Annotated in this window: 28 protein-coding genes; 20 read left to right on the top strand and 8 right to left on the bottom strand. The window is 59.1% G+C overall.

The features are described from left to right. Window positions 1-9: 9 nt before the first annotated feature. From trbF to ACEPAJ_RS16530, 4 genes are read left to right on the top strand one after another with little or no spacing between them, the layout of a single operon-like run. Window positions 10-714: a conjugal transfer protein TrbF gene (trbF, locus tag ACEPAJ_RS16545; protein WP_425916262.1), complete on the top strand. Its 705-nt coding sequence runs from the start codon at window positions 10-12 to the stop codon at window positions 712-714. Continuing rightward, window positions 711-1,697 carry a P-type conjugative transfer protein TrbG gene (gene trbG / locus ACEPAJ_RS16540; protein WP_425916260.1) on the top strand — a complete coding sequence of 329 codons (987 nt, stop codon included), beginning with the start codon at window positions 711-713 and terminating at the stop codon, window positions 1,695-1,697. The genes trbF and trbG overlap by 4 nt, the downstream gene beginning before the upstream one ends. A gap of 2 nt (window positions 1,698-1,699) precedes the next feature. Beyond that, window positions 1,700-2,977 (top strand): TrbI/VirB10 family protein, encoded by a 1,278-nt coding sequence (locus ACEPAJ_RS16535; RefSeq protein WP_425916258.1) that lies wholly within the window; start codon window positions 1,700-1,702, stop codon window positions 2,975-2,977. After that, window positions 2,974-3,219, top strand: coding sequence for a DUF2274 domain-containing protein (locus ACEPAJ_RS16530; protein ID WP_425916256.1), 246 nt, complete (start codon window positions 2,974-2,976; stop codon window positions 3,217-3,219). The genes ACEPAJ_RS16535 and ACEPAJ_RS16530 overlap by 4 nt, the downstream gene beginning before the upstream one ends. A gap of 268 nt (window positions 3,220-3,487) precedes the next feature. Here ACEPAJ_RS16530 and ACEPAJ_RS16525 read toward each other — a convergent pair whose 3' ends face one another. After that, the gene (locus tag ACEPAJ_RS16525; protein WP_425916254.1) at window positions 3,488-4,348 is read right to left on the bottom strand and encodes a hypothetical protein; all 861 of its coding nucleotides are present in this window, start codon (window positions 4,346-4,348) and stop codon (window positions 3,488-3,490) included. Between the two features lie 10 nt (window positions 4,349-4,358). Then, entirely contained in the window at window positions 4,359-4,769 is a 411-nt protein-coding gene (locus ACEPAJ_RS16520; protein WP_425916252.1) for a hypothetical protein, read from the bottom strand. 662 nt (window positions 4,770-5,431) lie between these two features. Between ACEPAJ_RS16520 and ACEPAJ_RS16515 the strand changes: the two genes are divergently transcribed. Together ACEPAJ_RS16515 and tadA are read left to right on the top strand one after the other, a co-directional pair. Then, a complete protein-coding gene (locus tag ACEPAJ_RS16515) occupies window positions 5,432-6,799 on the top strand; it encodes a multicopper oxidase family protein (RefSeq protein WP_425916250.1) in 1,368 nt (455 codons plus the stop codon). Next, the gene (gene tadA / locus ACEPAJ_RS16510; RefSeq protein ID WP_425916248.1) at window positions 6,799-7,281 is read left to right on the top strand and encodes a tRNA adenosine(34) deaminase TadA; all 483 of its coding nucleotides are present in this window, start codon (window positions 6,799-6,801) and stop codon (window positions 7,279-7,281) included. Before ACEPAJ_RS16515 ends, tadA begins: the two co-directional genes overlap by 1 nt. Here tadA and mltF read toward each other — a convergent pair. Continuing rightward, window positions 7,278-8,738, bottom strand: coding sequence for a membrane-bound lytic murein transglycosylase MltF (gene mltF / locus ACEPAJ_RS16505; RefSeq protein ID WP_425916246.1), 1,461 nt, complete (start codon window positions 8,736-8,738; stop codon window positions 7,278-7,280). The two genes, tadA and mltF, sit on opposite strands and share 4 nt — an antisense overlap. 223 nt (window positions 8,739-8,961) lie before the next feature. On the opposite strand from mltF, the gene purL reads away from it, so the two are divergent. The 3 genes from purL (at window position 8,962) to ACEPAJ_RS16490 (ending at window position 13,607) form a co-directional block, all read left to right on the top strand. Then, window positions 8,962-12,858, top strand: coding sequence for a phosphoribosylformylglycinamidine synthase (gene purL / locus ACEPAJ_RS16500; RefSeq protein ID WP_425916244.1), 3,897 nt, complete (start codon window positions 8,962-8,964; stop codon window positions 12,856-12,858). A gap of 18 nt (window positions 12,859-12,876) precedes the next feature. Then, a complete protein-coding gene (locus tag ACEPAJ_RS16495; protein ID WP_425916243.1) occupies window positions 12,877-13,173 on the top strand; it encodes a CDGSH iron-sulfur domain-containing protein in 297 nt (98 codons plus the stop codon). A gap of 116 nt (window positions 13,174-13,289) precedes the next feature. After that, window positions 13,290-13,607, top strand: a complete 318-nt coding sequence (locus ACEPAJ_RS16490; protein WP_425916241.1) for an NGG1p interacting factor NIF3 — start codon at window positions 13,290-13,292, stop codon at window positions 13,605-13,607. 43 nt (window positions 13,608-13,650) lie between these two features. Here the strand turns inward: ACEPAJ_RS16490 and ACEPAJ_RS16485 are convergent, their stop codons facing one another. Both ACEPAJ_RS16485 and ACEPAJ_RS16480 read right to left on the bottom strand, forming a co-directional pair. Beyond that, entirely contained in the window at window positions 13,651-14,154 is a 504-nt protein-coding gene (locus ACEPAJ_RS16485; protein WP_425916239.1) for a L,D-transpeptidase family protein, read from the bottom strand. 15 nt (window positions 14,155-14,169) lie between these two features. Further along, a complete protein-coding gene (locus ACEPAJ_RS16480; RefSeq protein WP_425916237.1) occupies window positions 14,170-14,727 on the bottom strand; it encodes an NUDIX hydrolase in 558 nt (185 codons plus the stop codon). Between the two features lie 171 nt (window positions 14,728-14,898). On the opposite strand from ACEPAJ_RS16480, the gene ACEPAJ_RS16475 reads away from it, so the two are divergent. From ACEPAJ_RS16475 to ACEPAJ_RS16455, 5 genes are read left to right on the top strand one after another with little or no spacing between them, the layout of a single operon-like run. Continuing rightward, window positions 14,899-15,504 carry a CoA pyrophosphatase gene (locus ACEPAJ_RS16475; protein WP_322950580.1) on the top strand — a complete coding sequence of 202 codons (606 nt, stop codon included), beginning with the start codon at window positions 14,899-14,901 and terminating at the stop codon, window positions 15,502-15,504. A gap of 21 nt (window positions 15,505-15,525) precedes the next feature. After that, on the top strand, window positions 15,526-16,050 hold the full coding sequence (locus tag ACEPAJ_RS16470) for a gamma carbonic anhydrase family protein (protein ID WP_425916235.1): 525 nt from the start codon (window positions 15,526-15,528) through the stop codon (window positions 16,048-16,050). Continuing rightward, window positions 16,050-16,238, top strand: a complete 189-nt coding sequence (locus tag ACEPAJ_RS16465) for a DUF1289 domain-containing protein (protein WP_425916233.1) — start codon at window positions 16,050-16,052, stop codon at window positions 16,236-16,238. Before ACEPAJ_RS16470 ends, ACEPAJ_RS16465 begins: the two co-directional genes overlap by 1 nt. 34 nt (window positions 16,239-16,272) lie before the next feature. After that, the gene (purT, locus tag ACEPAJ_RS16460; RefSeq protein ID WP_425916231.1) at window positions 16,273-17,454 is read left to right on the top strand and encodes a formate-dependent phosphoribosylglycinamide formyltransferase; all 1,182 of its coding nucleotides are present in this window, start codon (window positions 16,273-16,275) and stop codon (window positions 17,452-17,454) included. Then, window positions 17,451-18,191 (top strand): SGNH/GDSL hydrolase family protein, encoded by a 741-nt coding sequence (locus ACEPAJ_RS16455; RefSeq protein WP_425916229.1) that lies wholly within the window; start codon window positions 17,451-17,453, stop codon window positions 18,189-18,191. The genes purT and ACEPAJ_RS16455 overlap by 4 nt, the downstream gene beginning before the upstream one ends. Here ACEPAJ_RS16455 and ACEPAJ_RS16450 read toward each other — a convergent pair. Both ACEPAJ_RS16450 and ACEPAJ_RS16445 read right to left on the bottom strand, forming a co-directional pair. Next, entirely contained in the window at window positions 18,157-19,446 is a 1,290-nt protein-coding gene (locus tag ACEPAJ_RS16450) for an HlyC/CorC family transporter (protein ID WP_425916227.1), read from the bottom strand. The two genes, ACEPAJ_RS16455 and ACEPAJ_RS16450, sit on opposite strands and share 35 nt — an antisense overlap. A gap of 10 nt (window positions 19,447-19,456) precedes the next feature. After that, window positions 19,457-20,257, bottom strand: coding sequence for a cytochrome C assembly family protein (locus ACEPAJ_RS16445; RefSeq protein ID WP_425916225.1), 801 nt, complete (start codon window positions 20,255-20,257; stop codon window positions 19,457-19,459). Between the two features lie 156 nt (window positions 20,258-20,413). On the opposite strand from ACEPAJ_RS16445, the gene ffh reads away from it, so the two are divergent. From ffh to ACEPAJ_RS16415, 6 genes are all read left to right on the top strand, one after another. Then, window positions 20,414-21,787: a signal recognition particle protein gene (gene ffh, locus ACEPAJ_RS16440; RefSeq protein ID WP_425916223.1), complete on the top strand. Its 1,374-nt coding sequence runs from the start codon at window positions 20,414-20,416 to the stop codon at window positions 21,785-21,787. Window positions 21,788-22,037: 250 nt separating this feature from the next. Then, complete coding sequence (rpsP, locus tag ACEPAJ_RS16435; RefSeq protein WP_425916221.1) at window positions 22,038-22,289, top strand: 30S ribosomal protein S16; 252 nt, start codon at window positions 22,038-22,040, stop codon at window positions 22,287-22,289. A 5-nt stretch (window positions 22,290-22,294) separates the two neighbouring features. Further along, window positions 22,295-22,831, top strand: a complete 537-nt coding sequence (gene rimM, locus ACEPAJ_RS16430; protein WP_425916219.1) for a ribosome maturation factor RimM — start codon at window positions 22,295-22,297, stop codon at window positions 22,829-22,831. Window positions 22,832-22,836: 5 nt separating this feature from the next. Next, window positions 22,837-23,589 carry a tRNA (guanosine(37)-N1)-methyltransferase TrmD gene (trmD, locus tag ACEPAJ_RS16425; RefSeq protein ID WP_322950587.1) on the top strand — a complete coding sequence of 251 codons (753 nt, stop codon included), beginning with the start codon at window positions 22,837-22,839 and terminating at the stop codon, window positions 23,587-23,589. A 40-nt stretch (window positions 23,590-23,629) separates the two neighbouring features. Next, complete coding sequence (gene rplS, locus ACEPAJ_RS16420) at window positions 23,630-23,980, top strand: 50S ribosomal protein L19 (RefSeq protein WP_090239267.1); 351 nt, start codon at window positions 23,630-23,632, stop codon at window positions 23,978-23,980. A 169-nt stretch (window positions 23,981-24,149) separates the two neighbouring features. Next, complete coding sequence (locus ACEPAJ_RS16415) at window positions 24,150-24,554, top strand: acyl-CoA thioesterase (protein WP_339906705.1); 405 nt, start codon at window positions 24,150-24,152, stop codon at window positions 24,552-24,554. Between the two features lie 116 nt (window positions 24,555-24,670). Here ACEPAJ_RS16415 and ACEPAJ_RS16410 read toward each other — a convergent pair whose 3' ends face one another. Then, window positions 24,671-26,482: a cation:proton antiporter gene (locus tag ACEPAJ_RS16410; RefSeq protein ID WP_425916216.1), complete on the bottom strand. Its 1,812-nt coding sequence runs from the start codon at window positions 26,480-26,482 to the stop codon at window positions 24,671-24,673. Window positions 26,483-26,547: the final 65 nt, after the last annotated feature.

Raw genomic sequence — 26,547 nt, 5'->3', positions numbered from 1 at the left:
GGACTAGTCATGCGTTTCAACCGTTCACGGGTGCGCTACGCCGAGACGCCACAACCCGCCACCCCTTACCAGGCCGCTGCGCAGGCGTGGGACGAGCGCATCGGCTCGGCCCGCGTGCAGGCGAGAAACTGGCGCCTTATGGCCTTTGGCTGCCTGGCGCTTGCATTACTGATGGCGGGAGGCCTGGTCTGGCGTTCGGCGCAGTCCATCGTCACGCCCTATGTGGTGGAGGTGGACAGATCTGGCCAGGTACGCGCGGTCGGCGAGGCAGCCATACCTTACCGGCCGGCTGATGCGCAGGTTGCCTATCACCTGGCGCGCTTCGTCACGCTAGTGCGTTCGCTGTCCATCGACCCGATCGTGGTGCGGCAGAACTGGTTTGATGCCTACGACTACACCACTGATCGCGGTGCGGTCGTGCTCAACGACTACGCACGTATCAACGACCCGTTCGCCCGCGTCGGCAAGGAATCGGTGACGGTGCAGGTCAGCAGCGTCGTACGAGCCAGCGAAGCCTCTTTCAACGTGCGTTGGACGGAGCAGCGCTTCGTCAACGGCTCGCCCGCTGGCACCGAGCGCTGGAACGCGGTGATTTCCACTGTCTTGCAAACCCCGCGTACCGAACAGCGTCTGCGTAAGAACCCCTTAGGCATCTACGTCAACGGGCTGTCGTGGAGTCGCGAGCTCGATGCGTCCGAAGGAGCTAGGCCATGAACCTGTCTTTTCGCATATCCGCGCTTCCCCTGGTCTTGCTGGCCTTGGCCGGCTGTAGCAGCCAGGGCAAGCCACCACCGCGTATTTCGCTCGACGAGCCGGTGCAGGCGCAGCCGCTGCCCGAGCAACCTAAGCCGGTGGAAGTGGTGGAGGTGCCCAAGGTGCTGCCGATGCCGGCACAGATGAAGCCGCTGCCAGATGTAGTCGGTCCTGCGCCGGAGCCGGCTGACGAGAAAGTGAGGGTGTCGCGCGCCAACCAGGAGGCGAGGGTGGTGCCTACGCGCGAGGGCTACATCAATGCAATCCAAGTCTGGCCCTACAGTGACGGCGCGCTTTACCAAGTCTATGCCGCGCCTGAGCGAGTGACCGTGATCGCGCTGCAGGCCGGTGAAGAACTGGTGACGGTGGCCGCTGGCGACACGGTGCGCTGGATCGTCGGCGACACCTCCAGTGGTTCTGGCGACGCGCTACGCGTCAACGTGCTGGTCAAACCGATTCGCTCAGATATGAAGACTAACTTGGTCATCACCACCAGTCGGCGCACTTATCTCATTGAGCTGACCTCGACGGAGAAAGCCTGGATGGCCTCGGTGTCCTGGGATTATCCGAAGGATCGTATGTTGGCCTTGCAGCGCCAGGCACAGGCCGCGCAGGCGAGCGCGCCGATCGATAGCGGCCTGTCGCTGGAGAAGATCCGCTTTCGCTACGCGATCAGCGGTAGCAATCCATCGTGGCAGCCATTACGCGCCTTCGATGATGGCGAGAAGGTCTACATCCAGTTTCCCGCCGGCATCGCACAGGGCGAGCTACCACCGATGTTCGTGATCGGTGCGCAAGGCGATGGGCAGTTGGTCAACTACCGCTTCCGTTCGCCGTACTACATCGTGGATCGGCTATTCGGTGCGGCCGAGTTGCGCCTGGGCGGCGACAAGGGCGATGTTGTGCGTATCGAACGCACGGACGGCGTGGCGCGAGGGCACTGAGCATGAGCCAGGACGATACCCCCGATCTTGTCGCGCCGCAGGCGGACAAAGTCCCGCCCGAAACGGTAGCGCTGCGCGCCCAGCCACACCCTGTCACGCGATTGAACCGGCGCACCCTGGCAGCGCTTGCCGGTGGGCTCTCCGTCGCGGTGTTGGGTGCCACCATCTGGTCCTTGCAGCCACCGAAGCCTCGAGGAGGGAGCGATTCGACGGAGCTATATAATGTCGACCGTGTTTCTCGCTCCGAAGGGCTCGACCGGTTGCCCTCTGACTACTCCAAGCTGCCGCCGCCTCCACCTGAGCTGGGACCGCCGCTGCCGGGCGATCTTGGCCCGGCCATCGTGCAGTCGCAGCGATCGGCGGCCCCCAACTACACGGCACCTGGTCACGACCCGGCCGAGGCCGAGCGTCTGGCGCGGCTGAAGGAAGCCGAAGAAGCGGCCGCTTCATCGGTGTTTTTTCGCACGGGCAGCCAGCGCCCGGCCGTGGCTGCACCTGCACAGCCTGCCGCGGATGCAGCAACACTGGGGGGCTTCGATCCGCTGGCCGCCGGTCCTGCGTCGACGGCCGCACAGCCTGCTGACCCGACCGCCGTGCAGAATCGGCAGGAGCAGAAAGAGGTGTTCCTGCAAACAGGCTCCTCGGAAACCCGAAATTCCGGGAGCCTGCAGTTGCCGGCGTCGCCGTACCAGGTCATGGCTGGCACGGTGATCGCCGGCGCGCTGGTAACGGGTATCAAGTCGGATCTTCCGGGCGACGTGATTGGCACGGTGACGGAGCCGGTCTACGACACTGCGACCGGCAAGCACCTTTTGATTCCGCAGAGCTCGCGCATTCTCGGTCGCTACAACAGCCAGGTCAGCTACGGGCAGAGCCGTGTGCAGGTGGTGTGGAACCGCATCATATTGCCGGACACATCCTCACTGAAGCTGGACAACCTCGTGGGCACCGACCCAGCCGGTTACTCCGGCCTGGAGGACGGCGTCGATTGGCATTGGGATCGCGTCTTCGCTGGCGCGGCTCTGACAACGTTGCTGGGTATCGGCGCCGAGCTGGCCGCGCCGGAGAACCGCCAGGATGGCGATCGCATCATCATCGCCGGCCGTGATGGCCTGCAGGACAGCGTGAACCAGGTTGGACAGGAGATGACCCGGCGCAACATGAATATCCAGCCCACCTTGACCGGGCGACCCGGTCTGCCGGTACGCATCATCGTCAACCGGGATCTGGTACTCCGGTCCTACCAACCGCTGTTCTTCAATCAGGGAACTTCACGATGAGCACTACGCGTAAGCTGCGGCTGGGGCCGTTGCCCAAGACGGAGAGCATCAAACTAACCTTTGCGTGCCCGGCCAATCTGAAGGCTGACCTCGACCGCTATGCCGCGGCGCATGCGCAGACCTATGGTGAGACAGTCGATGCCATGACACTGATCCCACATATGTTGGAGGCGTTTATGGCTGGAGATCGTGGCTTTAAACGAGGCTCATCTGCCCTAGATGGGCGGATTCTGGAGGGGTAGGCAGGGGGCACACATGCGTTGAATCTGTGTTAAGCTTGCTCAAAGCCTTCGTTCCGGGCCGTTCTGCTTCGCTTCCAACTGAATTGTTTGGGGCGAATTCAGAGGTAACTGATGGATGGTATAGCGGGAAATATCCGGAAACTTCGGTTTCCAGTGAGTACTCCCTTATACTGCCGCAGCGGGTGGGAATTAGCGAAAGGCACGTAAATAGCGGGAACGCGTAGTGCGTATCCCGCTTTTATTTTGTCTGCTGTTTAGGTGGGCTTGTTCAAGCATGGAAGTCATTGCTAAACATATTGATATGGCTTTTGTTGCGAGTGTGGACAATCTCATTGTGGCAGTTAGGTAACTGGCAGGTAATCTGCTCTTTCGTGTCGGAATCTCCTACCGTCACGTTGAAATGCCTGTCTTGTTCCAGAGGCCAGCCTAACCGGAAACTCCCATTCATACGGCAGGCTCCGGTGTGAGGAACTCTCGTCTCATAACGAGAATGTCGCTCATGTCCATATTTGAAGTAGCGTTCCGCGTCATCTTTGAAGTACACGTGTGGGTAGTTTGAGCGTCGTTTAGGACCTCGGCGCTGCAATAGATCGTTTAGGCGTGGAATGATTTCGTTCTGAAATGTCTTGTCTAGCGAGCGTGCGCGACATACCTCAATAAATGCTCTTAACTCCTGAGCATTGAAGTTTCTGATCGGAAGGCTAGCTGCCTGATACTTTGTTGCATTGCTCGTCAATTCAACCAGCAGTCCATAGTTTCCTATTAGTAATCTGAAATGTCCAATTAGAAAGTTCTGAACATTCTCCACATAGGGTATGGCAGGAATTGATGCGGAAAATACTGCGTTCTGTATTCCGCTAAGTAAGTAGCTTAGTGGTTCTTCATGTAGCACGATTATGCCATCGACGTTTGGGGGGGCGGGCTCAAGCTCGTAGGTGCCGCCGTACTCAATAAAATCATTGAGTGTCGTAGTGCCCGCGCGGTCTGGATCATACGTGCGCGGTAGCAGCACGGTCCGATCTGCTATCGCCGGAGGCATGCGGTCTTTGTTCAGAAGTTGCGGGCCCTGATCCTCAAATAATTTTAATGCTCGCTTGTGTCGGGCGATCAGAATAACCAGTACCGCCATCCGAAGCCTCTCACTTTGTTTCCAGAAGTTTTATCACTAGGGTTGCAGGGAGCGAAACGTGGCGGAGTTCGTCCGGCGTCAGTGCACCTAGTACGCGTGCGAATCCTTCGATGTCCTGTCGTGAAAGAGTGCTTATTGTCTTTTCATCAGTTGTAACGGGAAATTCGAAATCGACCCCGGGTGGAACGATGCCTAGCTTGGCGCGCTGGGTAGGGTGTTCCACCAAACGGTAGCCTCCCAATCCTTGGCTCGTTTTGATAAAGCTTTTTAGGCTTACCGTTCCGAGAATGGGTTTGTAGTCTGCCTGTAGATGCGTTGAAAGCAATTTAGGTAGCTGACTCAGTAATGTTGGGGCCTTGTGAGTGTCCCAATGCTTCTGAGCAATGCCTTGTAGGGCAGCGATTAAGTCTTCGTTCGTCATGGTAGTTCCAGTGCATCCGGGCACCGTACTCACTGCGGTGGTTCGGCCTTTCGGATAGTTCATATGACTTGGCGAGAGGGATGATCTAAACGTTGAGATGATACGGTAGTGCTGGCTTTCCAACCAGAAGAAGAGCTTCGTTGCTGGTGCCGCAAAAGGTATGGCTGCTCATTCATGAGGGGGTTTTGCTGTGGCTGCCTACCCTATATTAGGAGGTCTCGGCGTGTTGGCTGCTGTCGTCAAGTCGGTGTCGAGCCGTCAGGCCTCGCGTCGGGGGCTGCGGAGGGATAAAGTGATAGCTGATTAATCATGGTGTCGCTAACGTCGTCGCCCCGCAAATCGTTCCATCTCCCGCGTCAGCAAAAGCTCTGCGCGGGCGACGGTAAAAACGACGGTAAAGCCCCGTGTTGATCAGCGCTAATCCCTTTAACCATGCGGGTCTGTGCGACCTGTTGATGATCGAGTGGGAATGATCCTGCGAGTGAGTTGAAACGCCACAAAGGCAGCGCGAGCTGCCTTTGTTGTTTCTGTGGGTGTGGCAATCGCGCGCGACGCGAGGCTCGCCTTGCTGTGGGTGTAAATGAGAAGATATTGCAACTAGCTGCCTGAAATGCATCGGGCGGCCTACTGCTCCGGAGTGGATCCGGATCACGGGAGCGAATATGGCGTTTACTCGCAGGCAGGTTCTGGCCGGCCTCAGTGCGTTGGGCGTCGCCGGATTTGGCGTCGGTGGCGTGCGTTACTGGCTGGGGCGTGCAGAAAACCAGGCGAGCCATGATTACGAGCTGATCGCTGCGCCGCTGGATGTTGAGCTAGTGCCTGGGCACATCACCCCGGCCTGGGGCTATGCCGGGCAAGTGCCGGGGCTGGAGATCCGCGCCCGCCAGGGTGACTGGTTGCGGGTACGGTTTATCAATCATCTGGACGAGCCGACCACCATTCACTGGCATGGCATTCGTCTGCCGCTGGAAATGGATGGTGTGCCCTATGTCTCGCAATTACCGGTGCTGCCGGGCGAGTATTTTGATTACCGCTTCAAGACCGAAGATGCCGGCAATTTCTGGTACCACCCGCACCTGAGCAGCGCCGAGCAGCTTGGTCGCGGCTTGGTCGGCCCGTTGATTGTCGAGGAGCGCGAGCCCACCGGCTTTGCCCATGAGCGCACCCTGAGCCTGAAAACCTGGCATGTCGATGAGCAGGGCGCCTTCACTGCATTCAGCGTGCCGCGCGAGGCAGCGCGTGAGGGGACGCGTGGTCGGCTCACCACAATCAATGGCAAACCCGTTCCCGTGCTTGAGTTGCCTGCTGGGCAGGTGGTGCGGCTGCGGGTGTTGAATCTGGACAGCACGGTGACGTACCGGCTCAACCTGCCGGGCGCCGAGGCGCGCTTGTATGCGTTGGATGGCCACCCGATTGAACCGCGGCCTTTGGGTAAGGAATATTGGTTAGGGCCGGGTATGCGTATTGACCTGGCGGTGCGTGTGCCAGAGGCGGGTGTGGAGTTGTCGCTGCGCAATGGTCCGCTGCGCTTGGCGACGCTGAAAAGCGTGGTCAGTGTTGAGGCTGTCGGCGCGTGGCCAGCGCCGCTGCCGGCTAATCCGGTGGCTGAGCCGGACCTTGAGCGCGCTGAGGTGCTGCGGTTTAACTTTGAGTGGTCGGCGCGCTTGGTCAGTGAGGGTGACAAGGGTCCGGCCAAGTACTGGCAGATCAACGGTCAGGCCTGGGATATCAACGACAAGACTTGTGCCGATCGACCGATAGCCAGCCTGAAGAAAGATGGCCACTACATCTTCGAGCTGCGCAATATGGCGCAGTACCTGCACCCCATTCACTTGCACGGGCTGGCATTCAAGGTGATCTCGTCCAACCGCAAGAAGATCATTCCGTATTTCACCGACACCTATCTGCTGGGCAAGAATGAAGTGGCGCGTATCGCATTTGTCGCTGATAACCCGGGAATCTGGATGTTCCATTGCCATGTGATTGACCACATGGAAACCGGCCTGATGGCCGCGATTGAGGTGGCCTGATGCGCCGTCCGTTGATTGTTGACCGCAGCCAGGACGCGCACTTTATGCGTGAGGCGCTGGCGCTGGCCGCCGAAGGTGCTGCGTTGGGCGAGGTGCCGGTCGGTGCGGTGCTGGTGCAGGGCGGGGTGATTGTCGGGCGCGGTTTTAATTGCCCGATTTCCACCCATGACCCGAGTGCGCATGCCGAAATGGTGGCGGTTCGCGCTGCCGCGCAGGCCGTGGATAACTACCGGCTGCCGGGCAGTACGCTGTATGTGACGCTGGAGCCGTGCAGCATGTGCGCAGGCTTGATTGTGCATGCGCGGGTGCAGCGTGTGGTGTTTGGCGCAACTGAGCCCAAGGCGGGTGTGGCGTTGAGCCGGGGCGAGTTCTTTAATCAGGCGTTTCTCAACCACCGGGTGTTGGTTGAAGGTGGGGTGTTGGCGGAGGAGTGCGGGGCGGTGCTCAGTACCTTCTTCAAGGCGCGGCGCGAGCAGCGTTAGAGCGGCGGCGTCTGCTGAATGGGCTGGCTTTTATCGATGCCGGGTACGTGTTGGTTGCTTTCGGCGATTTGCGAGCCTTCCAGCTGTGGCTGGGTTACCCAGGTGAGGATGTCGTAGTAACGGCGAATGTTGCGCACAAAATGCACCGGCTCGCCGCCGCGGGCATAGCCGTAGCGAGTCTTGCTGTACCACTGCTTCTGCGCCAGGCGCGGCAGAATTTTCTGCACATCCAGCCACTTATTCGGGTCGAGGCCTTCGGCTTCGGTGAGCTTGCGGGCGTCTTCCAGGTGCCCGCCGCCGACGTTGTACGAGGCCAGGGCAAACCAGGTGCGGTCGGGTTCTAGAATGCTTTCGGGCAGCTGGTTCTTCACGTGCACAATATATTTGGCGCCGCCTTGAATGCTTTGCTTGGGGTCCAGGCGATCCGAAACGCCCATGGCCTGGGCGGTGCGCAACGTCAGCATCATCAGTCCGCGTACGCCGGTTTTCGAGGTTGCGGTAGGTTGCCAGAGTGATTCCTGATAACCCATGGCAGCGAGCAAGCGCCAGTCCACTTGATTGGTCTTGGCGGCTTCGCGAAAGTATTTTTCGTAACGAGGCAGGCGCTGCTGCAGGTGTTTGGCGAAGGTGTAGGCGCCGACATAGCCGAGTACATCAACGTGGCCGTAGTAGCGGTCCTTCAGGCGCTTTAGGCTGCCATTCTTGTGCGAGCGCATGATGAAGACATTGATTTCATCGAGCAGGCTATTGTCCAGGCCGGGTGCAGTGGCCCATGCCAGGTTCTGCGAGTCTCCAAAGTCAAAGGCCACGCGCACGTTGGAGAAGTAGACCTGGTTCATGGCCAGCTCATTGGAGTCGACCAGGGTCAGATCGATTTGCCCCTCATCAACCATACGCAGTAGGTCGACGACTTCAATGGCGGCGGATTCTTCGTAGGTCAGCTCAGGCAGTTGCAGTTTGAGCGCTGCTAGCTGTTCGGCATGGCTACTGCCTTTAAGTACCAGGATGCGCTTGCCGACTAAGTCGCTGGGGCGAGTCGGGCGTTGCTCGCCGTTACGGTAGATCACCTGCGGCGTGACTTCGAGGTAGGGCAAGGAGAAACGTGCATGCTGTTGCCGTCCGTCGCTTTCTACCAAGCCAGCGGCGGCCAGAACCGGGCCATTAGGTTTGTTCAGGCTGGCAAACAGGTCATCAAGGTTGTCGGCGGTTTCGATTTTTAGCTCAACGCCCAGGTCGTCGGCAAAGCGTTTTACCAGCTCGTATTCAAAGCCGGTTTCGCCGTTACGGTCCTGGAAGTAGGTGGCCGGGCTGTTACGGGTGATCACCCGCAGTACACCCTCCGCCTGAACGCGCTCGAGTGTGCTGGGTTCTTCAGCACAGCCGCCGAGCAGCAGGAGGATTCCGATCACCGACAGCCAGCAGGCGCGGCGCACACGGAACGCAGAATGGGCAAACATTGGCGCAGTATACGCAAAGCATGGGTCGCGCCATATATCGACAGCAGAAGGCTTCTCTGCTAGCAAAATTGTGCGTGTGGTGAGTTGCCAGTCGGGCATTTCAGCGGGTGCCTGGCTTTGTCATGCGGCGCTAACAGAGGCCGGCCTTCGCGGGTGCCGTTGGCGACGCTTTAGGCTAGAATGCACGGCCTCAAAGTACACCCCTTCCCAGAGGCTGTCCCCGATGTTGATCCTGCGCGGCGCTCCCGCCCTTTCTGCTTTCCGTCACGGCAAATTGCTTGAACAACTGACCAGTAAGGTTCCTGCGGTCACCGGTCTGTATGCCGAGTTCGCGCACTTCGCCGAAGTGTCCGGTGTTCTGAGTGCCGACGAAGAGCAGGTATTGGCCCGTTTGCTGAAATATGGCCCGAGTGTGCCGGTGCAGGAGCCAACTGGCCGCCTGTTCCTGGCCATTCCGCGCTTTGGCACCATTTCGCCCTGGTCGAGCAAGGCCAGCGACATCGCTCGCAACTGTGGTCTGGCGAAGATCCAGCGCATTGAGCGCGGCCTGGCGTACTACGTCAGCGGCGAGCTGAATGCCGCCGAGGCGCAGCTGGTGGCTGATCTGCTGCATGACCGCATGACTCAGTTGGTGCTGGATAACCTCGAAGGTGCTAGCGCACTGTTCAGTCATGCTCAGCCCAAGCCGCTGACAGCGGTGGACATTCTCGGTGGCGGTCGCGCTGCGCTGGAGCTGGCCAACGTCGAGCTGGGCCTGGCCCTGGCCGAAGACGAAATTGATTACCTGGTGACTAGCTTCAACGGGCTGGGGCGCAACCCGCACGACATCGAACTGATGATGTTCGCCCAGGCTAACTCTGAGCATTGCCGCCACAAAATCTTCAACGCCAGCTGGGATATTGATGGCCAGAGCCAGGAAAAATCCCTGTTCGGCATGATCAAGAACACCTACCAGATGCACAGCGAAGGTGTGTTGTCGGCTTATAAAGACAACGCCTCGGTGATCGTCGGCAACGTTGCCGGGCGCTTCTATCCGGACCCAGAAACCCGTCAGTACGGCGCGGTGCAGGAGCCGGTGCATATTCTGATGAAGGTGGAAACTCACAACCACCCGACGGCGATTGCGCCGTTCCCAGGGGCTGCCACTGGTTCCGGTGGCGAGATCCGTGACGAAGGTGCCACCGGCCGCGGCGCCAAGCCGAAGGCGGGGCTCACCGGCTTCACCGTGTCCAACCTGCAAATTCCGGGTTTCGAGCAGCCGTGGGAAGTGCCGTACGGCAAGCCTGAGCGCATCGTTACCGCGCTGGACATCATGATTGAAGGCCCGCTGGGGGGCGCGGCGTTCAACAACGAATTTGGTCGTCCGGCGCTGACCGGCTACTTCCGCACTTTCGAGCAGGCGATCCAGACCCCGCGCGGTGAAGAAGTACGCGGTTACCACAAGCCAATCATGCTCGCGGGCGGCATGGGTAACATCCGCGCCGAACACGTGCAGAAAGGCGAGATCACCGTTGGCGCCAAGCTGATCGTGCTCGGTGGCCCAGCCATGTTGATCGGCCTGGGCGGCGGCGCGGCCTCGTCGATGGCCACCGGCACCAGTTCGGCCGACCTGGATTTCGCCTCGGTGCAGCGCGAAAACCCGGAAATGGAGCGTCGCTGTCAGGAAGTCATCGACCGTTGCTGGCAGTTGGGCGAGAACAACCCGATTGCCTTTATCCACGACGTTGGTGCGGGCGGTTTGTCCAACGCCTTCCCTGAATTGGTTAACGATGGCGGGCGTGGCGGCCGTTTCGAACTGCGCAACGTACCGAATGATGAGCCGGGCATGGCGCCGCATGAGATTTGGAGTAACGAATCTCAGGAACGCTACGTGATGGCGGTGGATGCTGCCAATTTCGAGCGCTTCAAAGCCATCTGTGAGCGTGAGCGCTGCCCGTTTGCCGTAGTCGGGGAGGCCACTGAAGAAGCTCACCTGACCGTGACTGACAGCCACTTTGGCAACAATGCCGTGGACATGCCGCTTAACGTGCTGCTGGGCAAAGCCCCGCGTATGCACCGCTCGGCCACGCGTGAAAATGAGCTGGGTGATGACTTTGATGCCAGCACCCTGGCGATTGATGAAGCGGTCACCCGCGTTCTGCATCACCCGGCTGTGGCCAGCAAGAGCTTCCTGATCACCATCGGCGACCGCACCATTACCGGTCTGGTGGCGCGTGATCAGATGGTTGGCCCTTGGCAGGTACCGGTGGCTGACTGCGCCGTTACTGCCACCAGCTTTGATGTGTACACCGGTGAGGCCATGGCCATGGGTGAACGCACCCCGCTGGCGCTGCTGGATGCGGCTGCATCCGGGCGTATGGCGATTGGTGAAACCCTGACCAACCTGGCGGCTTCGCGCATTAATGCCATCAGCGACATCAAATTGTCTGCCAACTGGATGTCAGCCGCGGGCCATCCGGGTGAAGACGCGCGCCTGTACGACACCGTTAAAGCGGTGGGTATGGAGCTGTGCCCGGAGCTGGGTATCACCATTCCGGTGGGCAAAGACTCGATGTCGATGAAGACCCAGTGGACGGACGCGGGTGCTGATAAGAGCGTGACCTCGCCGCTGTCCTTGGTGGTGACCGGCTTTGCGCCGGTCAGCGATATTCGCAAAACCCTGACTCCGCAACTGCGTATGGATAAGGGCGAAACTGATCTGATCCTGATCGACCTCGGTCGTGGGCAGAACCGTCTGGGCGCGTCGATCCTCACCCAGGTCTACAGCAAGCTCGGCAGCCAGGCCCCGGATGTCGACGACGCCGAAGACCTCAAGGCTTTCTTTGCAGTGATCCAGGGCTTGAACGCCGACGGTCACATCCTGGCTTACCACGACCGTTCTGACGGTGGTTTGCTGGTTACTGCCCTGGAAATGGCGTTTGCCGGTCATTGCGGCCTCAACCTGTACCTCGATGCATTGGCTGCCGAAAGTGCTGAGCTGGCGGCTGTGCTGTTCAACGAAGAGTTGGGCGCAGTGATTCAGGTGCACCAGGACGCTACGCCGGAGGTGCTGGCACAGTTCAGTGCGGCGGGGTTGGGTGACTGCGTGGCGGTGATCGGTCAGCCGGTCAACAGTGATGACGTGGCGATCAACTTTAGTGGTCAGCCGGTCTTCGCTGGCCAGCGCCATCTGCTGCAGCGTCAGTGGGCGCAGACCAGCTATCAGATCCAGCGTTTGCGCGATAACGTTGAGTGCGCTGACCAAGAGTTTGATGGCTTGCTGGAGGAAGATAACCCCGGTCTGTCGGTCAAGCTTGGCTTTGATGTCAATCAGGACATCAGCGCGCCGTATATCCGCAAGGGTGTGCGTCCGCAGATCGCTGTACTGCGTGAGCAGGGCGTTAACGGTCAGGTGGAAATGGCGGCCGCCTTCGATCGCGCCGGCTTCAATGCGATTGATGTGCACATGAGCGACATCCTCAGCGGTCGCGTTAGCCTGGACGCCTTCAAGGGCCTGGTTGCCTGCGGTGGCTTCTCCTACGGCGACGTACTCGGCGCCGGCGAAGGCTGGGCTAAGTCAGTATTGTTCAATAGCCGGGCGCGTGATGGCTTCCAGGCCTTCTTCGAGCGCAAGGACAGCTTCGCCTTGGGCGTGTGTAACGGTTGCCAGATGATGAGCAACTTGCACGAGCTGATCCCGGGCAGCGAGTTCTGGCCGCACTTCGTGCGCAACCGTTCGGAGCAGTTCGAAGCGCGTGTGGCGATGGTGCAGGTGCAAGAGTCAGCATCGATCTTCTTGCAGGGCATGGCCGGTTCGCGCATGCCAATCGCCATTGCTCACGGTGAAGGCCATGCCGAGTTTGAAAGCGAGGAAGCCCTGCTCGAAGCCGACCTGTCCGGCTGTGTGGCCATGCGCTTTATCGACAACCACGGCAAGGTCACTGAAACCTACCCGGCCAACCCTAACGGTTCGCCGCGCGGGATTACCGGCCTGACCAGTCGCGACGGTCGTGTGACCATCATGATGCCGCACCCGGAGCGCGTCTTCCGCGCCGTACAGAACTCCTGGAAACCGGATGACTGGCAGGAAGATGCGGGCTGGCTGCGCATGTTCCGCAACGCGCGTGTGTGGGTGGATTGATCCACATGGCGCAGGCTTATGTTGAGTAAGCCTGCGCCCGTTTTACCTGAGGTGCGCCAGGTTAAACCTGGCGATACCTTGCAGCTGTGCCGCTGTGGGCGTTCGTCCCAGCTTCCTGATTGTGTTTGCGCCTGCTCTGAAAGGCTTGAACTGCTGCCTGAGCGCGAGCAGTTCCTGCTGCTTTGCCGTTGCGGTTTGTCGCACCGTCTACCCTATTGTGATGGCAGTCATCATCCGCCGGTAAGGGTCTTAAAGACCGTTGGTGGCGATTTTGGCGTGGGGTTTAGCTGCGTGGCGCCTTGCTGTTTGCGCTGATGTGTTGAGGCGCAGCTGCTTTTACGGCCGTAGGCTACGCCTACTTAGTCAGTAAAAAGCTCATGCGCAGTGGCCTTGTTGTCACGCTGTTATAAGCCTTTGCGGGGGAGCCGCTAATGTACAAGCTGTGCTTTTATGTGCCTGAAACGCACCTGGAATACGTTAAAAATGCGGTGTTTAGCGCCGGTGGCGGACGTATTGGTCATTATGATCAATGCTGCTGGCAAATCTTGGGGCAGGGCCAGTTTCGTGCGCTGGAAGGTAGTCAGCCGTTTCTCGGCCAGTTGGGACGGGTCGAGCAGGTCATGGAGTGGAAGGTCGAGATGGTGGTGGCTGACGAGCTGATCCATGCGGCGGTCAAGGCCATGAAGCAGCAGCATCCTTACGAAACTCCGGCCTTTGAGGTGTGGCGGCTGTCTGATATTCAGTTCTAAGGCGTAAAAAAGGCACCGCGAAGGGGCCTTTTTTATCTGGTGATCAGGGCCTGATTTCGATCAGTGTGCCGTCCTTAACCAGGCTCCAGATTTCGCGCATATCGGTGTTCTTCATGGCAATGCAGCCTTCGGTCCAGTCCAGGGTGTGGAAGAACCATTCGGGGTATTCCTCATCCAGCGGCGTGCCGTGGATCATGATCATGCCGCCGGCCGATATGCCCTTGGCGCGGGCTTGCGCCTGGTCGCGCGCGTTAGGGTAGGAGATGTGCATGGAGAGGTTGTATTTGTCGCTGGTCTTACGCCAGTCGATCCAATAAAAACCCTCTGGAGTGCGCATGTCGCCTTCGTATTGTTTGGCGCCTTCAGGCTTTTTGCCCAATGACATGCGGTAGGACTTGAGGGTGTCGCCACGGCTGATCAGGTGCAGCGTGCGTTCGGATTTAACCACCAAGACCTTGTCGATGATCTTGCCGTTAAGTGTCGGGGTGGTGCTGGCTTGGCCAGTCAGGGCAGCGGTCAGGCAGAGTAGGGCGAACAACCAGCGCATCGTATTTTCCATGGATCAAAGGGCTTTCTTGTAATGTGCGCGCAAGGCTTCAAGCGGCTCGTTGCGGACCGGGTAGTGCTGCGCAAGACGGTCAGCGAAGTAGCATTCTAAGGTACGCCCGATGGTCGGGAAAGCCAGCTCTGACCAGGGGATGTCCTGCTCATGGAAAAGCTCAACTTCAAGGCTTTCTTCGCCGGGGGCAAAGTCCAGGTCGACCAACTCTGCGCGAAACAACATATACACCTGGTTGATGTGCGGCAGGTCAAACAGGGTGTAAAGGCTGAGGCTGCGCACCCGGGCGCAGGCTTCTTCATGGGTTTCGCGTGCGGCGGCTTGCTCGAGGGTTTCGCCGTTTTCCATAAAGCCGGCCGGCAGGGTCCAGTAGCCCCGTCGTGGTTCGATCGCGCGCCGGCACAGCAGCACTTGTTCGCCCCATACCGGCAGGCACCCGGCGATGATTCGCGGGTTTTGATAGTGCACCATCTGGCATTGCGCGCAGACGTGGCGCAAGCGGTTGTCACCCTGCGGGATGTGGTAACTGATCGACCCGCCACAGTTGCTACAGAACTTCATGCCAGATCCTCGTTGCGTATGGGCTATCTTGGCGTGCGCAGCGGGTGCTCGGCAAGCGTTTGAAGGCAGGCTTATCGAGCGCCTGAATGATGGCAGTCGGCGGCGTGGGGCTTGGGCCATGCGCTGCTTTCGTGCCATCATCGGCGGCAGAATAAAACACCGAGAATCCCCATGCTGGAAGAGTTGCTCCTTCGCATGCGTGGCTATAGCCCGCAGGATATGCCGATCGACACACGCTACCCTGAGGCTGCAGTGCTGGTGCCCATCACCCGCAGTGACGAGCCGGAAGTGGTGCTGACGTTGCGCGCCAGCGGCCTGTCCACCCACGGTGGCGAAGTGGCCTTTCCTGGCGGGCGGCGTGATCCGGAAGATGCGGATTTGGTGCAGACTGCTTTGCGCGAAGCTGAGGAAGAAATTGGCCTGCCGCCAGGGCTGGTCGAGATCATTGGGCCGCTCAGTACCTTGGTCTCGCGTCATGGCATTCAGGTCACGCCTTATGTCGGCCTGGTGCCGGATTTTGTCGAGTACAAGCCCAATGATGGCGAGATTGCCGCCGTGTTTGCCGTGCCGCTGGCATTCTTTCGTGATGACCCACGGGAAACCACTCACCGTATCGATTACCTCGGGCGCAGTTGGTATGTGCCAAGTTACCGCTACGGCGAATATAAAATCTGGGGGCTTACGGCGATCATGTTGATCGAGTTGGTCAACCTGGTGTTCGACGATGTGCATATCGATATGCGCCAGCCGCCTGAGCACTTCATCAAGCTCACATGACTGTGGGATGAGGAATAACGCATGAAATACCGTTTGGGCCAGTCCCATGTAGACACCCATGCCGACAGCTGGGTTGCGCCTAATGCCACCCTGGTCGGCAAGGTCAAACTTGAGCCGGGCGCAAGCGTGTGGTTCAACGCCGTGTTACGCGGTGACAACGAGCTGATTCATATCGGTGAGAACAGCAACGTGCAAGATGGCACGGTGATGCACACCGATATGGGCTTCCCGCTGAATATTGGCACTGGCGTGACCATTGGCCATAACGCCATGTTGCATGGCTGCACAGTGGGCGATTACAGCCTGGTCGGCATCAATGCTGTGGTGCTCAATGGCGCGAAAATCGGTAAGTACTGCATCATCGGCGCCAACAGCCTGATCGGTGAGGGCAAGGAAATTCCTGATGGTTCGCTGGTCATGGGGTCGCCGGGCAAAGTGGTGCGTGAGCTGACCGAGGCGCAAAAGAAAATGCTTGAAGCCAGCGCCGCCCATTACGTGCACAACGCTCAGCGTTACGCCCGCGACTTGTCAGAGCAGGACGACTGATGGAGCAGGAACGTCCGGTTGCTTCACCCTGCGTGCATGTCTGTGCGCTGGATGACCAAGACTTATGTATCGGCTGTCAGCGCTCAGTCGCCGAAATTACCCGCTGGGGCCTAATGGATAATGCTGAGCGCCGCCAAGTGCTGCTGCATTGCCATGAGCGCGCCCAGGCCCAGGGCATCTTGTTGTAATACCGCCTTCTATTTGTTTGTTTGAGGAATTTCCATGCCCCGTATCGGAACCCCTTTGTCGCCGAGTGCGACCCGTGTGCTGTTGTGCGGCTCTGGTGAGCTGGGTAAGGAAGTGGCGATTGAGCTGCAGCGCTTGGGCGTTGAAGTGATTGCCGTGGATCGTTACGCCAATGCGCCAGCTATGCAGGTAGCGCACCGCAGCCATGTGATCGACATGCTCGACGGTAACGCGTTGCGTGCGGTTATCGAATTGGAGCAGCCGCACTACATCGTGCCGGAAATTGAAGCCATTGCCACCGCAACGCTGGTTGAGCTGGAGAACGAAGGCTTCACCGTGATTCCGAGTGCCCGCGCCGCCCAGCTGACCATGAATCGCGAAGGCATTCGCCGTCTGGCCGCCGAAGAGCTGGGCTTGCCGACCTCGCCTTATCAGTTTGCCGACTCTTTCGAGCAGTGCCAGGCAGCGGTTGCGGCTATTGGCTTTCCCTGCCTGATCAAGCCGATCATGAGTTCCTCCGGCAAGGGTCAGTCGGTACTGAAGAGTATTGATGACCTGCAGTCGGCCTGGGATTACGCCCAGGCGGGTGGGCGCGCTGGTAAGGGGCGGGTGATTGTCGAAGGCTTTATCGATTTTGATTATGAAATCGCGCTACTCACTGTGCGCCACAGTGGCGGCACCACGTTCTGCGCGCCTGTCGGCCACCGTCAGGTCAAGGGTGATTACCAGGAATCCTGGCAGCCACAACCGATGAGCGCCAAGGCGCAGGCTGAGGCCGAGCGCATTGCTCTGGCGGTCACCGGCTCACTGGGTGGTCGCGGGTTGTTCGGTGTTGAATTGTTCGTCAAAGGTGATCAGGTGTGGTTCTGCGAAATTTCGCCGCGCCCGCACGACACCGGTTTGGTTACGCTGATTTCTCAGGACCTGTCCGAGTTCGCCCTGCATGCGCGGGCCATTCTCGGCTTGCCAATCCCAGCGATTCGCCAGTTTGGCCCGTCGGCGTCTGCGGTGGTCTTGGTTGAGGGTGAGTCGCAGCAGGTCAGTTTCGGTAATTTGGCAGCCGCTCTTGCTGAGCCAGATACCGCCCTGCGCTTGTTCGGCAAGCCAGAAGTCAGCGGTCAGCGGCGCATGGGTGTGGCGTTGGCGCGTGATGAGTCATTGTCGGCGGCGCGGGCCAAGGCCACGCGTGCGGCGCAGGCGGTTCAGGTCGAGCTGTGAGCGCTTGGCGCGCCGGTGCATGGTGGCTAGGTTTTACGCTGCTGGCACCGGTGGCGCTGCCGTTGGCGGTGTATACGCGGCGTAAAGCGCTGCGTTTACCGCCGGCTGCCGGGTTGTTGTGCGGTGTGGCGGGCCAGGCGTTGCCGGGCGAGCCGTTGCGCCTGCTGGTGCTGGGCGAGTCGACTGTTGTCGGCGTAGGGGTTGATCAGCTGCAGGCGGCGTTAGTCGGGCAGCTGGCTGCAGCGTTGGCGGCGCGTGAAGGCCGGCCGGTGGCCTGGCGGGCTTGTGGCGAGAACGGTATTACTGCCGCGCAAGCGCGTGAGTGCTTATTGCCGCAAGTGCTGGATCAGCCCTTTGATCTGGCACTGTTGGTGTTCGGCGTTAACGACACCACGCATTTGACCTCGTTGGCGCGTTGGGCGGCGGCGCTCGGCAGCATGGCTGAGGCGTTGGCTGCGCGCGGAGCCGCGGTGGCGTTTAGTAGCGTGCCGCCGCTGCAGCATTTTACTGCGTTGCCCTGGCTGTTGCGGCGCTTGCTTGGTCTGCGCGCAGGCTTGCTGGATACGCGCTTACGTCAGTTGGCGGTGAGCGTGGGCGCGGGCCATCACACGGTTGACCTGGAATTTTCGGCCGAGTACCTGGCGCGTGATGGTTATCACCCGTCAGGCCTGGGCTATCGCGTGTGGGCGCAGGGGTTGGCCGTCAGTCTTGCGCCGGCGGCTCGCTGTGCACCTTAGGCTTGGCCTGCCAGGCGCGTACACTTTTTACCCGGTTGTCTGAGGACTGCAGGATCTCCAGGCGGTACGGGCCAATCTTCAGGCATACGGCGCTGTCGGGGATGCTTTCCAGGGCTTCGGTTACTAGGCCGTTGAGGGTCTTGGGGCCGTCGCAAGGGAGGTGCCAGTCCAACGCCTTGTTGATTTCGCGGATATAGGCGGCGCCATCAATCACCTGAGTGCCGTCTTCCTGGGGGTGAATATCCGGGCTGCGCAGGGTGTCTTGATTGCTGAAGTCGCCAACGATTTCTTCGAGGATGTCTTCCAGGGTGACAATGCCGATCACGTCGCCATATTCATCGACGACGATGCCAATCCGACGTTTCTGCTTCTGGAAGTTGATTAGCTGAGTCGACAGTGGTGTGCCTTCCGGCACGAAATACGGTTCGTTGCAGGCTGCCAGTAGCGCCTCTTTGCTCAGCTCATTGTGCGACAGTAGGCGGGCAATCTGGCGCATGTGCACGATGCCTTCGATCTGATTGATGTCTGTACGAAACACCGGCAGGCGCGTGTGCGTGGTGTTGGTCAGCAGGCTGATGATGCTTTCGAGGTCGTCATCAAGGTTGATGCCGGTGACTTCGTTGCGCGGGATCATGATGTCATCCACCGTCACCCGCTCAAGGTCAAGGATGCCGAGCAGCATGTTCTGGCGGTTTTTCGGCATGCCTACGGCGGATTCGCGCACCACGCTGCGCAGCTCCTCGGTAGACAGGCTGTCACTGGCGCGCAGTGAAGGGTCGACGCCAAGCAGACGCAGCAGGCCGTTACTGATTGTGCTGGTTGTCCAGACCACCGGGTAAAGCAGGCGTTGCAGCAGCTGCAGCACGCGGCTGGCGGGAAAAGCCACCAGCTCTGGGCGCAGTGCGGCCAATGTTTTGGGGGTGATTTCACCAAAAATCAGCACCACGATGGTCAGGCCGGCAGTGGCAATCGCGATCCCGGCTTCGCCCCACATGTCGACGGCCAATACCGTGGCGATGGAGGCGGCGAGAATATTGACCACATTGTTGCCAACCAGAATGGTGCCGAGTAGGCGATCTGGGCGGCTGAGTAGGGCAGTCACGCGCTTGGCACCTTTATGCCCTTCCTTGGCCATGTGCTTGAGGCGATAGCGATTGAGGCTGAGCATGCCGGTCTCCGAACTGGAGAAGAATGCCGAGCAAAGAATCAAAAAAATCAGCAGCCCAAGCAGGTAGCTGGATTGTAGGTCGTCCACGGAAGGGGTCTCAGATGTGCAGGATAAATTCGCGAACCAGCTTGCTGCCAAAATAGGCCAGCATCAGCAGGCAGAAGCCCGCCAGGGTCCAGCGAATGGCTTTATGGCCACGCCAGCCGAGTTGGTGGCGGCCCCACAGGAGTACGGCAAAGACCACCCAGGCAAAGCACGAGAGGATGGTTTTGTGTACCAGGTGCTGAGCAAACAGGTCGCTGATAAACAGTGCGCCAGACAGCAGCGAGAGTGACAGTAACGCCCAGCCAGCCCAGAGGAAGCTGAACAGCAGGCTTTCCATGGTTTGCAGCGGAGGGAAGTTCTTGATCAGCCCGGAGGGGTGTTTGTGCTTGAGTTGGTGGTCCTGCAAGAGCAGCAGCAGAGACTGGAATACCGCAATGGTGAGCATGCCGTAAGCAGTAATCGACAAGAGGATGTGGGCGATTATGCCCGGCGCTTCATTGATGGACTGGGTGGTGCCGGTGGGCATGAACTGGGCGAGCAAGACGGTGACCACTCCCAGTGGGAATAGCAGCAGTAGCAGGTTTTCCACCGGTATACGCGCGCAGGCCAACAGGGTCAGCAGAATAACGGCGGCGGCAATCAGGCTGGCGGCCTTAAAGAAGTCCAGCGACAAGCCGCTGGTATCGAACATCTGCAGGAACAGGCTGCTGCCGTGCAGAAGCAACGCCAACGTACCGAGTGCAATCAGCAGGCGCTTGTTGGATGTGCTGCGCTGTTGCAGGCGCAGGCCTTGGTAGAGTGCGGCGCCTGCGTAGAGGCAGGCAGCAGCGAGGCTGGGTAGCAGTGGGTGCATAAATCCTTGTCAAGCAAACCCGAAAGGCGGCCAGTGTGGCATACATCCTGTGCGCCACGAAAGCGTCTGGCGGTGTCGGTGCTCTGCAGTCTTCGCTATAATCCGCGACCTGTTGCAAGCCCACCCTCGGCTCGCTTGAGCCTGAAAGGAACGCGCATGTTCGAAAATCTGACTGACCGCCTCTCGCAGACCCTGCGAAATGTCACTGGCAAAGCCAAGCTGAGCGAAGACAACATCAAGGACACCCTGCGTGAAGTGCGCATGGCTTTGCTTGAGGCTGACGTTGCCTTGCCAGTGGTTAAGGACTTCGTCAATAAGGTCAAAGATCGCGCGGTCGGCACCGAAGTGTCGAAAAGCCTGACCCCAGGTCAAGCGTTCGTGAAGATCGTGCGTGCGGAGCTCGAAGAGCTGATGGGCGCCGCCAACGAAGACCTAGCGCTCAATGCGGTGCCGCCTGCTGTCGTGCTGATGGCGGGTCTGCAGGGTGCGGGTAAGACCACCACGGTCGGTAAGTTGGCGCGCTTCCTTAAAGAGCGCAAGAAAAAGACCGTGCTGGTGGTGTCGGCGGACGTGTATCGCCCGGCGGCGATCAAACAGCTCGAAACCCTGGCTCACGATGTTGGCGTAACGTTCTTCCCTTCCGATCTCAGCCAGAAGCCGGTGGATATCGCCGAAGCGGCGATCAAAGAAGCCAAGCTCAAGTTTATTGATGTGGTGATCGTCGATACCGCCGGTCGTCTGGCCATTGATGCCGAGATGATGGCGGAGATCCAGGCGCTGCACGCGGCGATTAATCCGGTCGAAACCCTGTTCGTGGTCGATGCCATGACCGGTCAGGACGCCGCCAATACCGCCAAAGCCTTCAACGATGCGCTGCCGTTAACCGGTGTGGTACTGACCAAGGTCGACGGTGACGCCCGTGGCGGTGCCGCGTTGTCCGTGCGGCACATCACCGGTAAGCCGATCAAGTTTATCGGTATGGGTGAGAAAACCGAGGCGCTAGAGCCTTTCCATCCGGACCGTATCGCTTCGCGCATTCTCGGTATGGGCGATGTGCTCAGTTTGATCGAGCAGGCTGAGCAGACCCTGGATCGCGAAAAAGCCGACAAGCTCACCAAGAAGCTGAAGAAGGGTAAGGGCTTCGATCTTGAAGACTTCCGTGATCAGCTGCAGCAAATGAAGAATATGGGCGGCCTGGGTGGCTTGATGGACAAGCTGCCACAGATGGGCGGCGTCAATCTGGCGCAAATGGGTAATGCCCAGGGCGCGGCTGAGAAACAGTTCAAGCAAATGGAGGCGATCATCAACTCGATGACGCCTCAAGAGCGCCGTGATCCTGATGTGATCAGTGGTTCGCGCAAGCGCCGCATTGCCATGGGCTCTGGTACGCAGGTGCAGGACATCGGCCGCTTGATCAAGCAGCACAAGCAAATGCAGAAGATGATGAAGAAATTCACTGCCAAAGGCGGTATGGCCAAGATGATGCGTGGCATGGGCGGGATGATGCCAGGCGGCATGCCGAAAATGTAACGAATCCGCGTCGGCAGCGATGTCGGCGCAGTCCCTGCTGAAGGCGGGGATTTACAGTAAACCCGCCTTTTGCGGGAGCTGGCTGGCCGGTTTGGATAGCGGCCTCTGGCAAATCTTGATTACACAAGCCTATGCGCCTGAAAAAGCCATTTGCAAAAGTCCGGATATTCCTTAGAATATGCGGCCTTTCGGGCACCTATGCCCGCTGTGCATTTAGATTTGCAGCACCGACTACAGGAACTATGTTCACATGCTAACAATTCGTCTTGCCCTTGGCGGCTCCAAAAAGCGCCCGTTCTACAAGATTAACGTTACCGATAGCCGTAACCCACGTGACGGCGCACACAAAGAAGAGATCGGTTTCTTCAACCCTATCGCTCGTGGTCAGGAAGTTCGCCTGTCCGTGAAGCAAGATCGCCTGGCCCATTGGTTGAGCGTTGGTGCGCAACCTTCTGAGCGTGTTGCCCAGTTGTTGAAGGACGCTGCTAAGGCTGCGGCCTGAGCAATATGAGCGCGACGCCTGCTTCTACCGATGATTTGATTGTTATCGGCAAGATTTACTCTGTACATGGCGTTCGCGGTGAAGTGAAGGTGTATTCCTTTACGGATCCTGTTGCAAACCTGTTGGAGTACAAGTCCTGGACGCTTAGGCGCGAAGGCAGTGTCAAACAGGTCGAGCTGGTCAGCGGACGCGGGAATGATAAATTCCTGGTCGCGAAGCTCAAGGGTCTTGATGATCGTGAAGAAGCGCGTCTTCTCTCCGGTTATGAGATCTGTGTGCCGCGCAACCTGTTCCCTGAGTTAACGGCCGGTGAGTACTACTGGTACCAGTTGGAAGGTCTCAAGGTTATCGATCAGGCAGGGCAATTGCTCGGCAAGGTGGATCACTTGTTAGAAACCGGTGCCAACGATGTGATGGTGGTTAAACCCTGCACCGACAGCCTGGATGGTCGCGAGCGCCTGTTGCCCTATACCGAGCAATGCGTGCTGTCGATTGACTTGAGCGCTGGCGAAATGCGGGTCGACTGGGATGCGGACTTTTAAGCCTGATGCCTAATCTGCGCGTTGAAGTCATTACGCTGTTCCCGGAAATGTTTACCGCTATCAGCGATTACGGCATTACCAGCCGCGCGGTGAAACAGGGGTTGTTGCAACTGACCTGTTGGAACCCGCGAAGCTACACCACTGACCGTCACCACACTGTGGATGATCGGCCCTTTGGCGGTGGCCCTGGCATGGTGATGAAGATCAAGCCGCTTGAGGATGCTTTGCTCGATGCCAAGCACGCCGCAGGTGAAAAAGCGAAGGTGATTTATCTCTCGCCGCAAGGTCGCCAGCTGACGCAGTCAGCAGTACGCGAACTGGCAAACGTTGAGGCGTTAATCCTCATCGCAGGTCGCTACGAAGGCATTGATGAGCGCTTTATTGAGGCGCATGTCGATGAAGAATGGTCGATTGGGGACTACGTCCTATCCGGCGGTGAGCTGCCGGCCATGGTGCTGATCGATGCGGTAACGCGCCTTTTGCCTGGTGCACTGGGTCATGCAAGTTCGGCCGAGGAGGACTCCTTTACGGATGGTCTACTCGACTGCCCGCACTACACTCGCCCGGAGGTGTATGCGGATAAACGTGTTCCTGATGTATTGCTGAGTGGCAATCATGAGCACATCCGGCGTTGGCGTTTGCAGCAGTCCCTTGGTCGGACGCACGAACGCCGCGCTGATCTTCTGGAAAGCCGCTCGCTTTCTGGAGAAGAGAAGAAGCTGCTGGAGGAATACGTCCGCCAGCGGGACGATAGTTAATGTATCGATGACCGGCCAAGGCCAGTCTTAGGAGCGCAGCATGACCAACAAGATTATTCAGCAGATCGAAGCTGAGCAGATGGGCAAAGTAATCCCTCCTTTTGCGCCGGGCGACACCATTGTCGTTCAGGTAAAAGTAAAGGAAGGCGATCGTCAGCGTCTGCAGGCGTTTGAAGGCGTTGTTATCGCCAAGCGTAACCGTGGTCTGAACAGTGCTTTCACTGTTCGTAAGATCTCTAACGGTGTTGGTGTAGAGCGTACTTTCCAGACTTACAGCCCACTGGTTGAAAGCCTGGCTGTTAAGCGTCGCGGTGACGTGCGTAAAGCCAAGCTTTACTACCTCCGTGACCTGTCCGGTAAAGCAGCGCGCATCAAGGAAAAACTGGGCTAAGTCTCAGCTTTCCAAAAAAAGCAGCCTTCGGGCTGCTTTTTTCGTTTATTGCGCTGCTGTGCGGTGAGTCGTACAGGCGGGGTGTCCGCTGTTGCGTGATACCCGCGCAATGCCTGAGCGGTCTCGCCGTGCAGTGGCGGCGCATTGGGTTTGATCAGGTAGTCGTGGCATGAGTCCAAGAGAGCAAGAAATACAGCGGCGTACAGCGCTGTCGGAAACACGCGTAACCAAGGCGGTGTTTCCGCCGACGACTAATCATCACAACACCCTGTTTGGCGGTACGGCATTGGCCTGGATGGATGAGGTGTCGTTTATCGCAGCTACGCGTTTTTGCCGCTTGCCGTTGGTGACGGTTTCGTCAGATCGGATCGACTTTAAACATGCGATTCCAGCGGGCTCAATAGTCGAGCTGATTGGCCGGGTCATTGCGGTGGGTAACACCAGCCTGAAGGTTGAGGTTGAGGTGTTTGTCGAGAGCATGAGCAGCGATGCCCGCGAGCGAGCAATCACCGGTGTGTTCAGTTTTGTGGCAATTGACGAGCAGAAGAAGCCCGTGCCGGTATTGGTGCTTTAGCACCTTAGGCCGCTCACTCGCGCTATGCCGATTGGCTTTCCAGCGCGCTTAGCGGTGGCGGTGTTTAGGCGCTGAGGTTCTCGCAAGCCTCAGCGTCTACCTGAGTGGCGACTCGCCTACCGGGAAGCCTCTTGTTCCTCATTAATCAGTGCAACCAGAGTCCAATCCGGCCCGGGCACGATCTCAAGGGGATGGGTGGCGACATGTATCCAACCGCTGGGGTCGCAAGCAAGCAGGATTACGGCTCGCTCGCCATGCAGGTTTTGGTAGGCCGGCCAATCAAAGGTGCTGGTAAGGGTCGTGGTGCGCACCTCGGCGCCTTTGCTCAGGCGGCTGGCGAACTGCGGAAAGCTCAGTGCCTGGCTGCCAAGTGGGCGGCCGCGCACAGCATCGCGGCTGCGGTGTTTATCGCTGCGCCGACTTTCTGTGCCGCTGGGCAATGTAAAGCGGCGATTCGCGGCAAAGTCGTGGCGAAAGTGCATGCAAGCCAGCGCGTTTAGTTCGCTGGAGGGCGACAGTGCCAGCAGGTGGCCGAGGCCGACTAAATCCAGGTGGGCTTCGGCATGCTGCGAGGTGGGGTTGCCAAAGTAAGTGGGGAGCTTCTTCATGCGCGCCGTACTGATGTTCTCCCAGCTGGAGTCGCACAGCAGCACGCGGTTGCCGAGGGTTTGAAGCGCTGTGGCGATTGCGCGGGCTACCGGGTTGGCGCCAACGATCAGAAAACCGCTTGGCGCCGGTTCTGCGACTTTTAGCAGCTTGGCCAGCGGCCGTGCCGTGGCGCTTTGCAGCACAACCGTACCGATGATCACCGCAAAGGTCAGTGGCACCAGCAGTTCTGCGCCTTCGTAGCCCAGCTCGCCGAGGCGGATGGCGAAGATGGCCGAGACAGCTGCGGCGACAATACCGCGTGGCGAAATCCAGGCCAGCAGTGCGCGCTCGCGCCAGTTAAGGCTGGAACCGAAGGTCGACAGCGCGACATTCAGCGGTCGCGCGACAAATTGAATGATCAGCAGCAATACCAATACCGCGGGGCCGAGGGCGAGCAGGGCGTTCAGGTCGAGTCGTGCGGCCAGTAGAATGAATAAGCCGGAAATCAGCAGGACGCTGAGGTTCTCCTTGAAGTGCAGGATATGCCGCACGTCGACGCCCTTCATATTGGCCAGCCACATGCCCATCAGGGTCACCGCGAGCAGGCCAGACTCATGCATGACTTCGTTGGCGGCGATGAATGCACCGAGTACCGTGGCTAAAACCGCCAGGTTATGCAGGTAGTTCGGCAGCCACTGGCGCTTTAAGACGGTGCCGAGCGCCCAGCCGGCAGCAATCCCGAACAGGCTGCCGCAGGCGATAACGCCGGCGAAGGTGCCCAAGCCGCTGTGCCAGCCATTGCCTTCGCTGCTGGTGATAATAAAGCTGTAGACCACAACGGCGAGCAGTGCGCCAATTGGGTCGATCACGATGCCTTCCCAGCGCAGGATGTTGGCAATCGAGGCTTTGGGGCGCACGACGCGCAGCATCGGTACGATCACGGTTGGCCCCGTAACCAGGGTCAGGGTGCCGAACAGCAGGGCCATCTCCCAGCTAAAGCCAAGCAGGTAATGTGTGCTGGTGGCGATCACGGCCCAGGTGGCCAGTGCGCCGATCGTCACCATGCGCCGGACCACGCTGCCAATCTCGCGCCACTCCGATAAATGCAGGGTCAGGCTACCCTCGAACAAAATCAGCGCGACTGCCATCGATACCAGTGGGAACAGCAAGTCGCCGAACAGGGCTTGTGGGTCAAGCCAGCCGAATATCGGGCCGGCCAGGATGCCGGCGATCAGCAGAAATAAAATGGCGGGTAGGCGTAAACGCCATGCCAGCCATTGGCAGGCGAGGGCGCTGGCGCCGATGGCGGCGAAGGCCATGAGCATATGTTGTTCGTTCATCAAGGATCCTTACGAATGGATACCTGGCCCTGCGTGGCCAAGCTGTGAAAGACTAACTCTCTTTC

Origin of the sequence: Pseudomonas sp. GWSMS-1, from assembly GCF_049847425.1 — a bacterium.
In the GTDB taxonomy this organism is placed as follows: domain Bacteria; phylum Pseudomonadota; class Gammaproteobacteria; order Pseudomonadales; family Pseudomonadaceae; genus Aquipseudomonas.
The sequence above is the reverse complement of the archived record's forward strand: the minus strand, read 5'-3'. Positions and strand labels throughout refer to the sequence as shown.

Bases quoted from the DNA above. Each gene is read 5' to 3' on its own strand.
- ACEPAJ_RS16485 (WP_425916239.1), bottom strand. From the start codon at position 14,154: ATGCGCTGGTTGTTCGCCCTACTCTGCCTGACCGCTGCCCTGACTGGC.
- ACEPAJ_RS16535 (WP_425916258.1), top strand. From the start codon at position 1,700: ATGAGCCAGGACGATACCCCCGATCTTGTCGCGCCGCAGGCGGACAAA.
- ACEPAJ_RS16415 (WP_339906705.1), top strand. From the start codon at position 24,150: ATGAGTCCAAGAGAGCAAGAAATACAGCGGCGTACAGCGCTGTCGGAA.
- ACEPAJ_RS16465 (WP_425916233.1), top strand. From the start codon at position 16,050: ATGGAGCAGGAACGTCCGGTTGCTTCACCCTGCGTGCATGTCTGTGCG.
- rplS (WP_090239267.1), top strand. From the start codon at position 23,630: ATGACCAACAAGATTATTCAGCAGATCGAAGCTGAGCAGATGGGCAAA.
- ACEPAJ_RS16525 (WP_425916254.1), bottom strand. From the start codon at position 4,348: ATGGCGGTACTGGTTATTCTGATCGCCCGACACAAGCGAGCATTAAAA.
- rpsP (WP_425916221.1), top strand. From the start codon at position 22,038: ATGCTAACAATTCGTCTTGCCCTTGGCGGCTCCAAAAAGCGCCCGTTC.
- ACEPAJ_RS16445 (WP_425916225.1), bottom strand. From the start codon at position 20,257: ATGCACCCACTGCTACCCAGCCTCGCTGCTGCCTGCCTCTACGCAGGC.
- ACEPAJ_RS16480 (WP_425916237.1), bottom strand. From the start codon at position 14,727: ATGAAGTTCTGTAGCAACTGTGGCGGGTCGATCAGTTACCACATCCCG.
- purT (WP_425916231.1), top strand. From the start codon at position 16,273: ATGCCCCGTATCGGAACCCCTTTGTCGCCGAGTGCGACCCGTGTGCTG.
- trbF (WP_425916262.1), top strand. From the start codon at position 10: ATGCGTTTCAACCGTTCACGGGTGCGCTACGCCGAGACGCCACAACCC.
- ACEPAJ_RS16410 (WP_425916216.1), bottom strand. From the start codon at position 26,482: ATGAACGAACAACATATGCTCATGGCCTTCGCCGCCATCGGCGCCAGC.
- mltF (WP_425916246.1), bottom strand. From the start codon at position 8,738: ATGTTTGCCCATTCTGCGTTCCGTGTGCGCCGCGCCTGCTGGCTGTCG.
- ACEPAJ_RS16490 (WP_425916241.1), top strand. From the start codon at position 13,290: ATGTACAAGCTGTGCTTTTATGTGCCTGAAACGCACCTGGAATACGTT.
- rimM (WP_425916219.1), top strand. From the start codon at position 22,295: ATGAGCGCGACGCCTGCTTCTACCGATGATTTGATTGTTATCGGCAAG.
- ffh (WP_425916223.1), top strand. From the start codon at position 20,414: ATGTTCGAAAATCTGACTGACCGCCTCTCGCAGACCCTGCGAAATGTC.
- ACEPAJ_RS16515 (WP_425916250.1), top strand. From the start codon at position 5,432: ATGGCGTTTACTCGCAGGCAGGTTCTGGCCGGCCTCAGTGCGTTGGGC.
- ACEPAJ_RS16475 (WP_322950580.1), top strand. From the start codon at position 14,899: ATGCTGGAAGAGTTGCTCCTTCGCATGCGTGGCTATAGCCCGCAGGAT.
- trmD (WP_322950587.1), top strand. From the start codon at position 22,837: ATGCCTAATCTGCGCGTTGAAGTCATTACGCTGTTCCCGGAAATGTTT.
- ACEPAJ_RS16470 (WP_425916235.1), top strand. From the start codon at position 15,526: ATGAAATACCGTTTGGGCCAGTCCCATGTAGACACCCATGCCGACAGC.
- trbG (WP_425916260.1), top strand. From the start codon at position 711: ATGAACCTGTCTTTTCGCATATCCGCGCTTCCCCTGGTCTTGCTGGCC.
- ACEPAJ_RS16530 (WP_425916256.1), top strand. From the start codon at position 2,974: ATGAGCACTACGCGTAAGCTGCGGCTGGGGCCGTTGCCCAAGACGGAG.
- ACEPAJ_RS16495 (WP_425916243.1), top strand. From the start codon at position 12,877: ATGTTGAGTAAGCCTGCGCCCGTTTTACCTGAGGTGCGCCAGGTTAAA.
- ACEPAJ_RS16520 (WP_425916252.1), bottom strand. From the start codon at position 4,769: ATGACGAACGAAGACTTAATCGCTGCCCTACAAGGCATTGCTCAGAAG.
- tadA (WP_425916248.1), top strand. From the start codon at position 6,799: ATGCGCCGTCCGTTGATTGTTGACCGCAGCCAGGACGCGCACTTTATG.
- purL (WP_425916244.1), top strand. From the start codon at position 8,962: ATGTTGATCCTGCGCGGCGCTCCCGCCCTTTCTGCTTTCCGTCACGGC.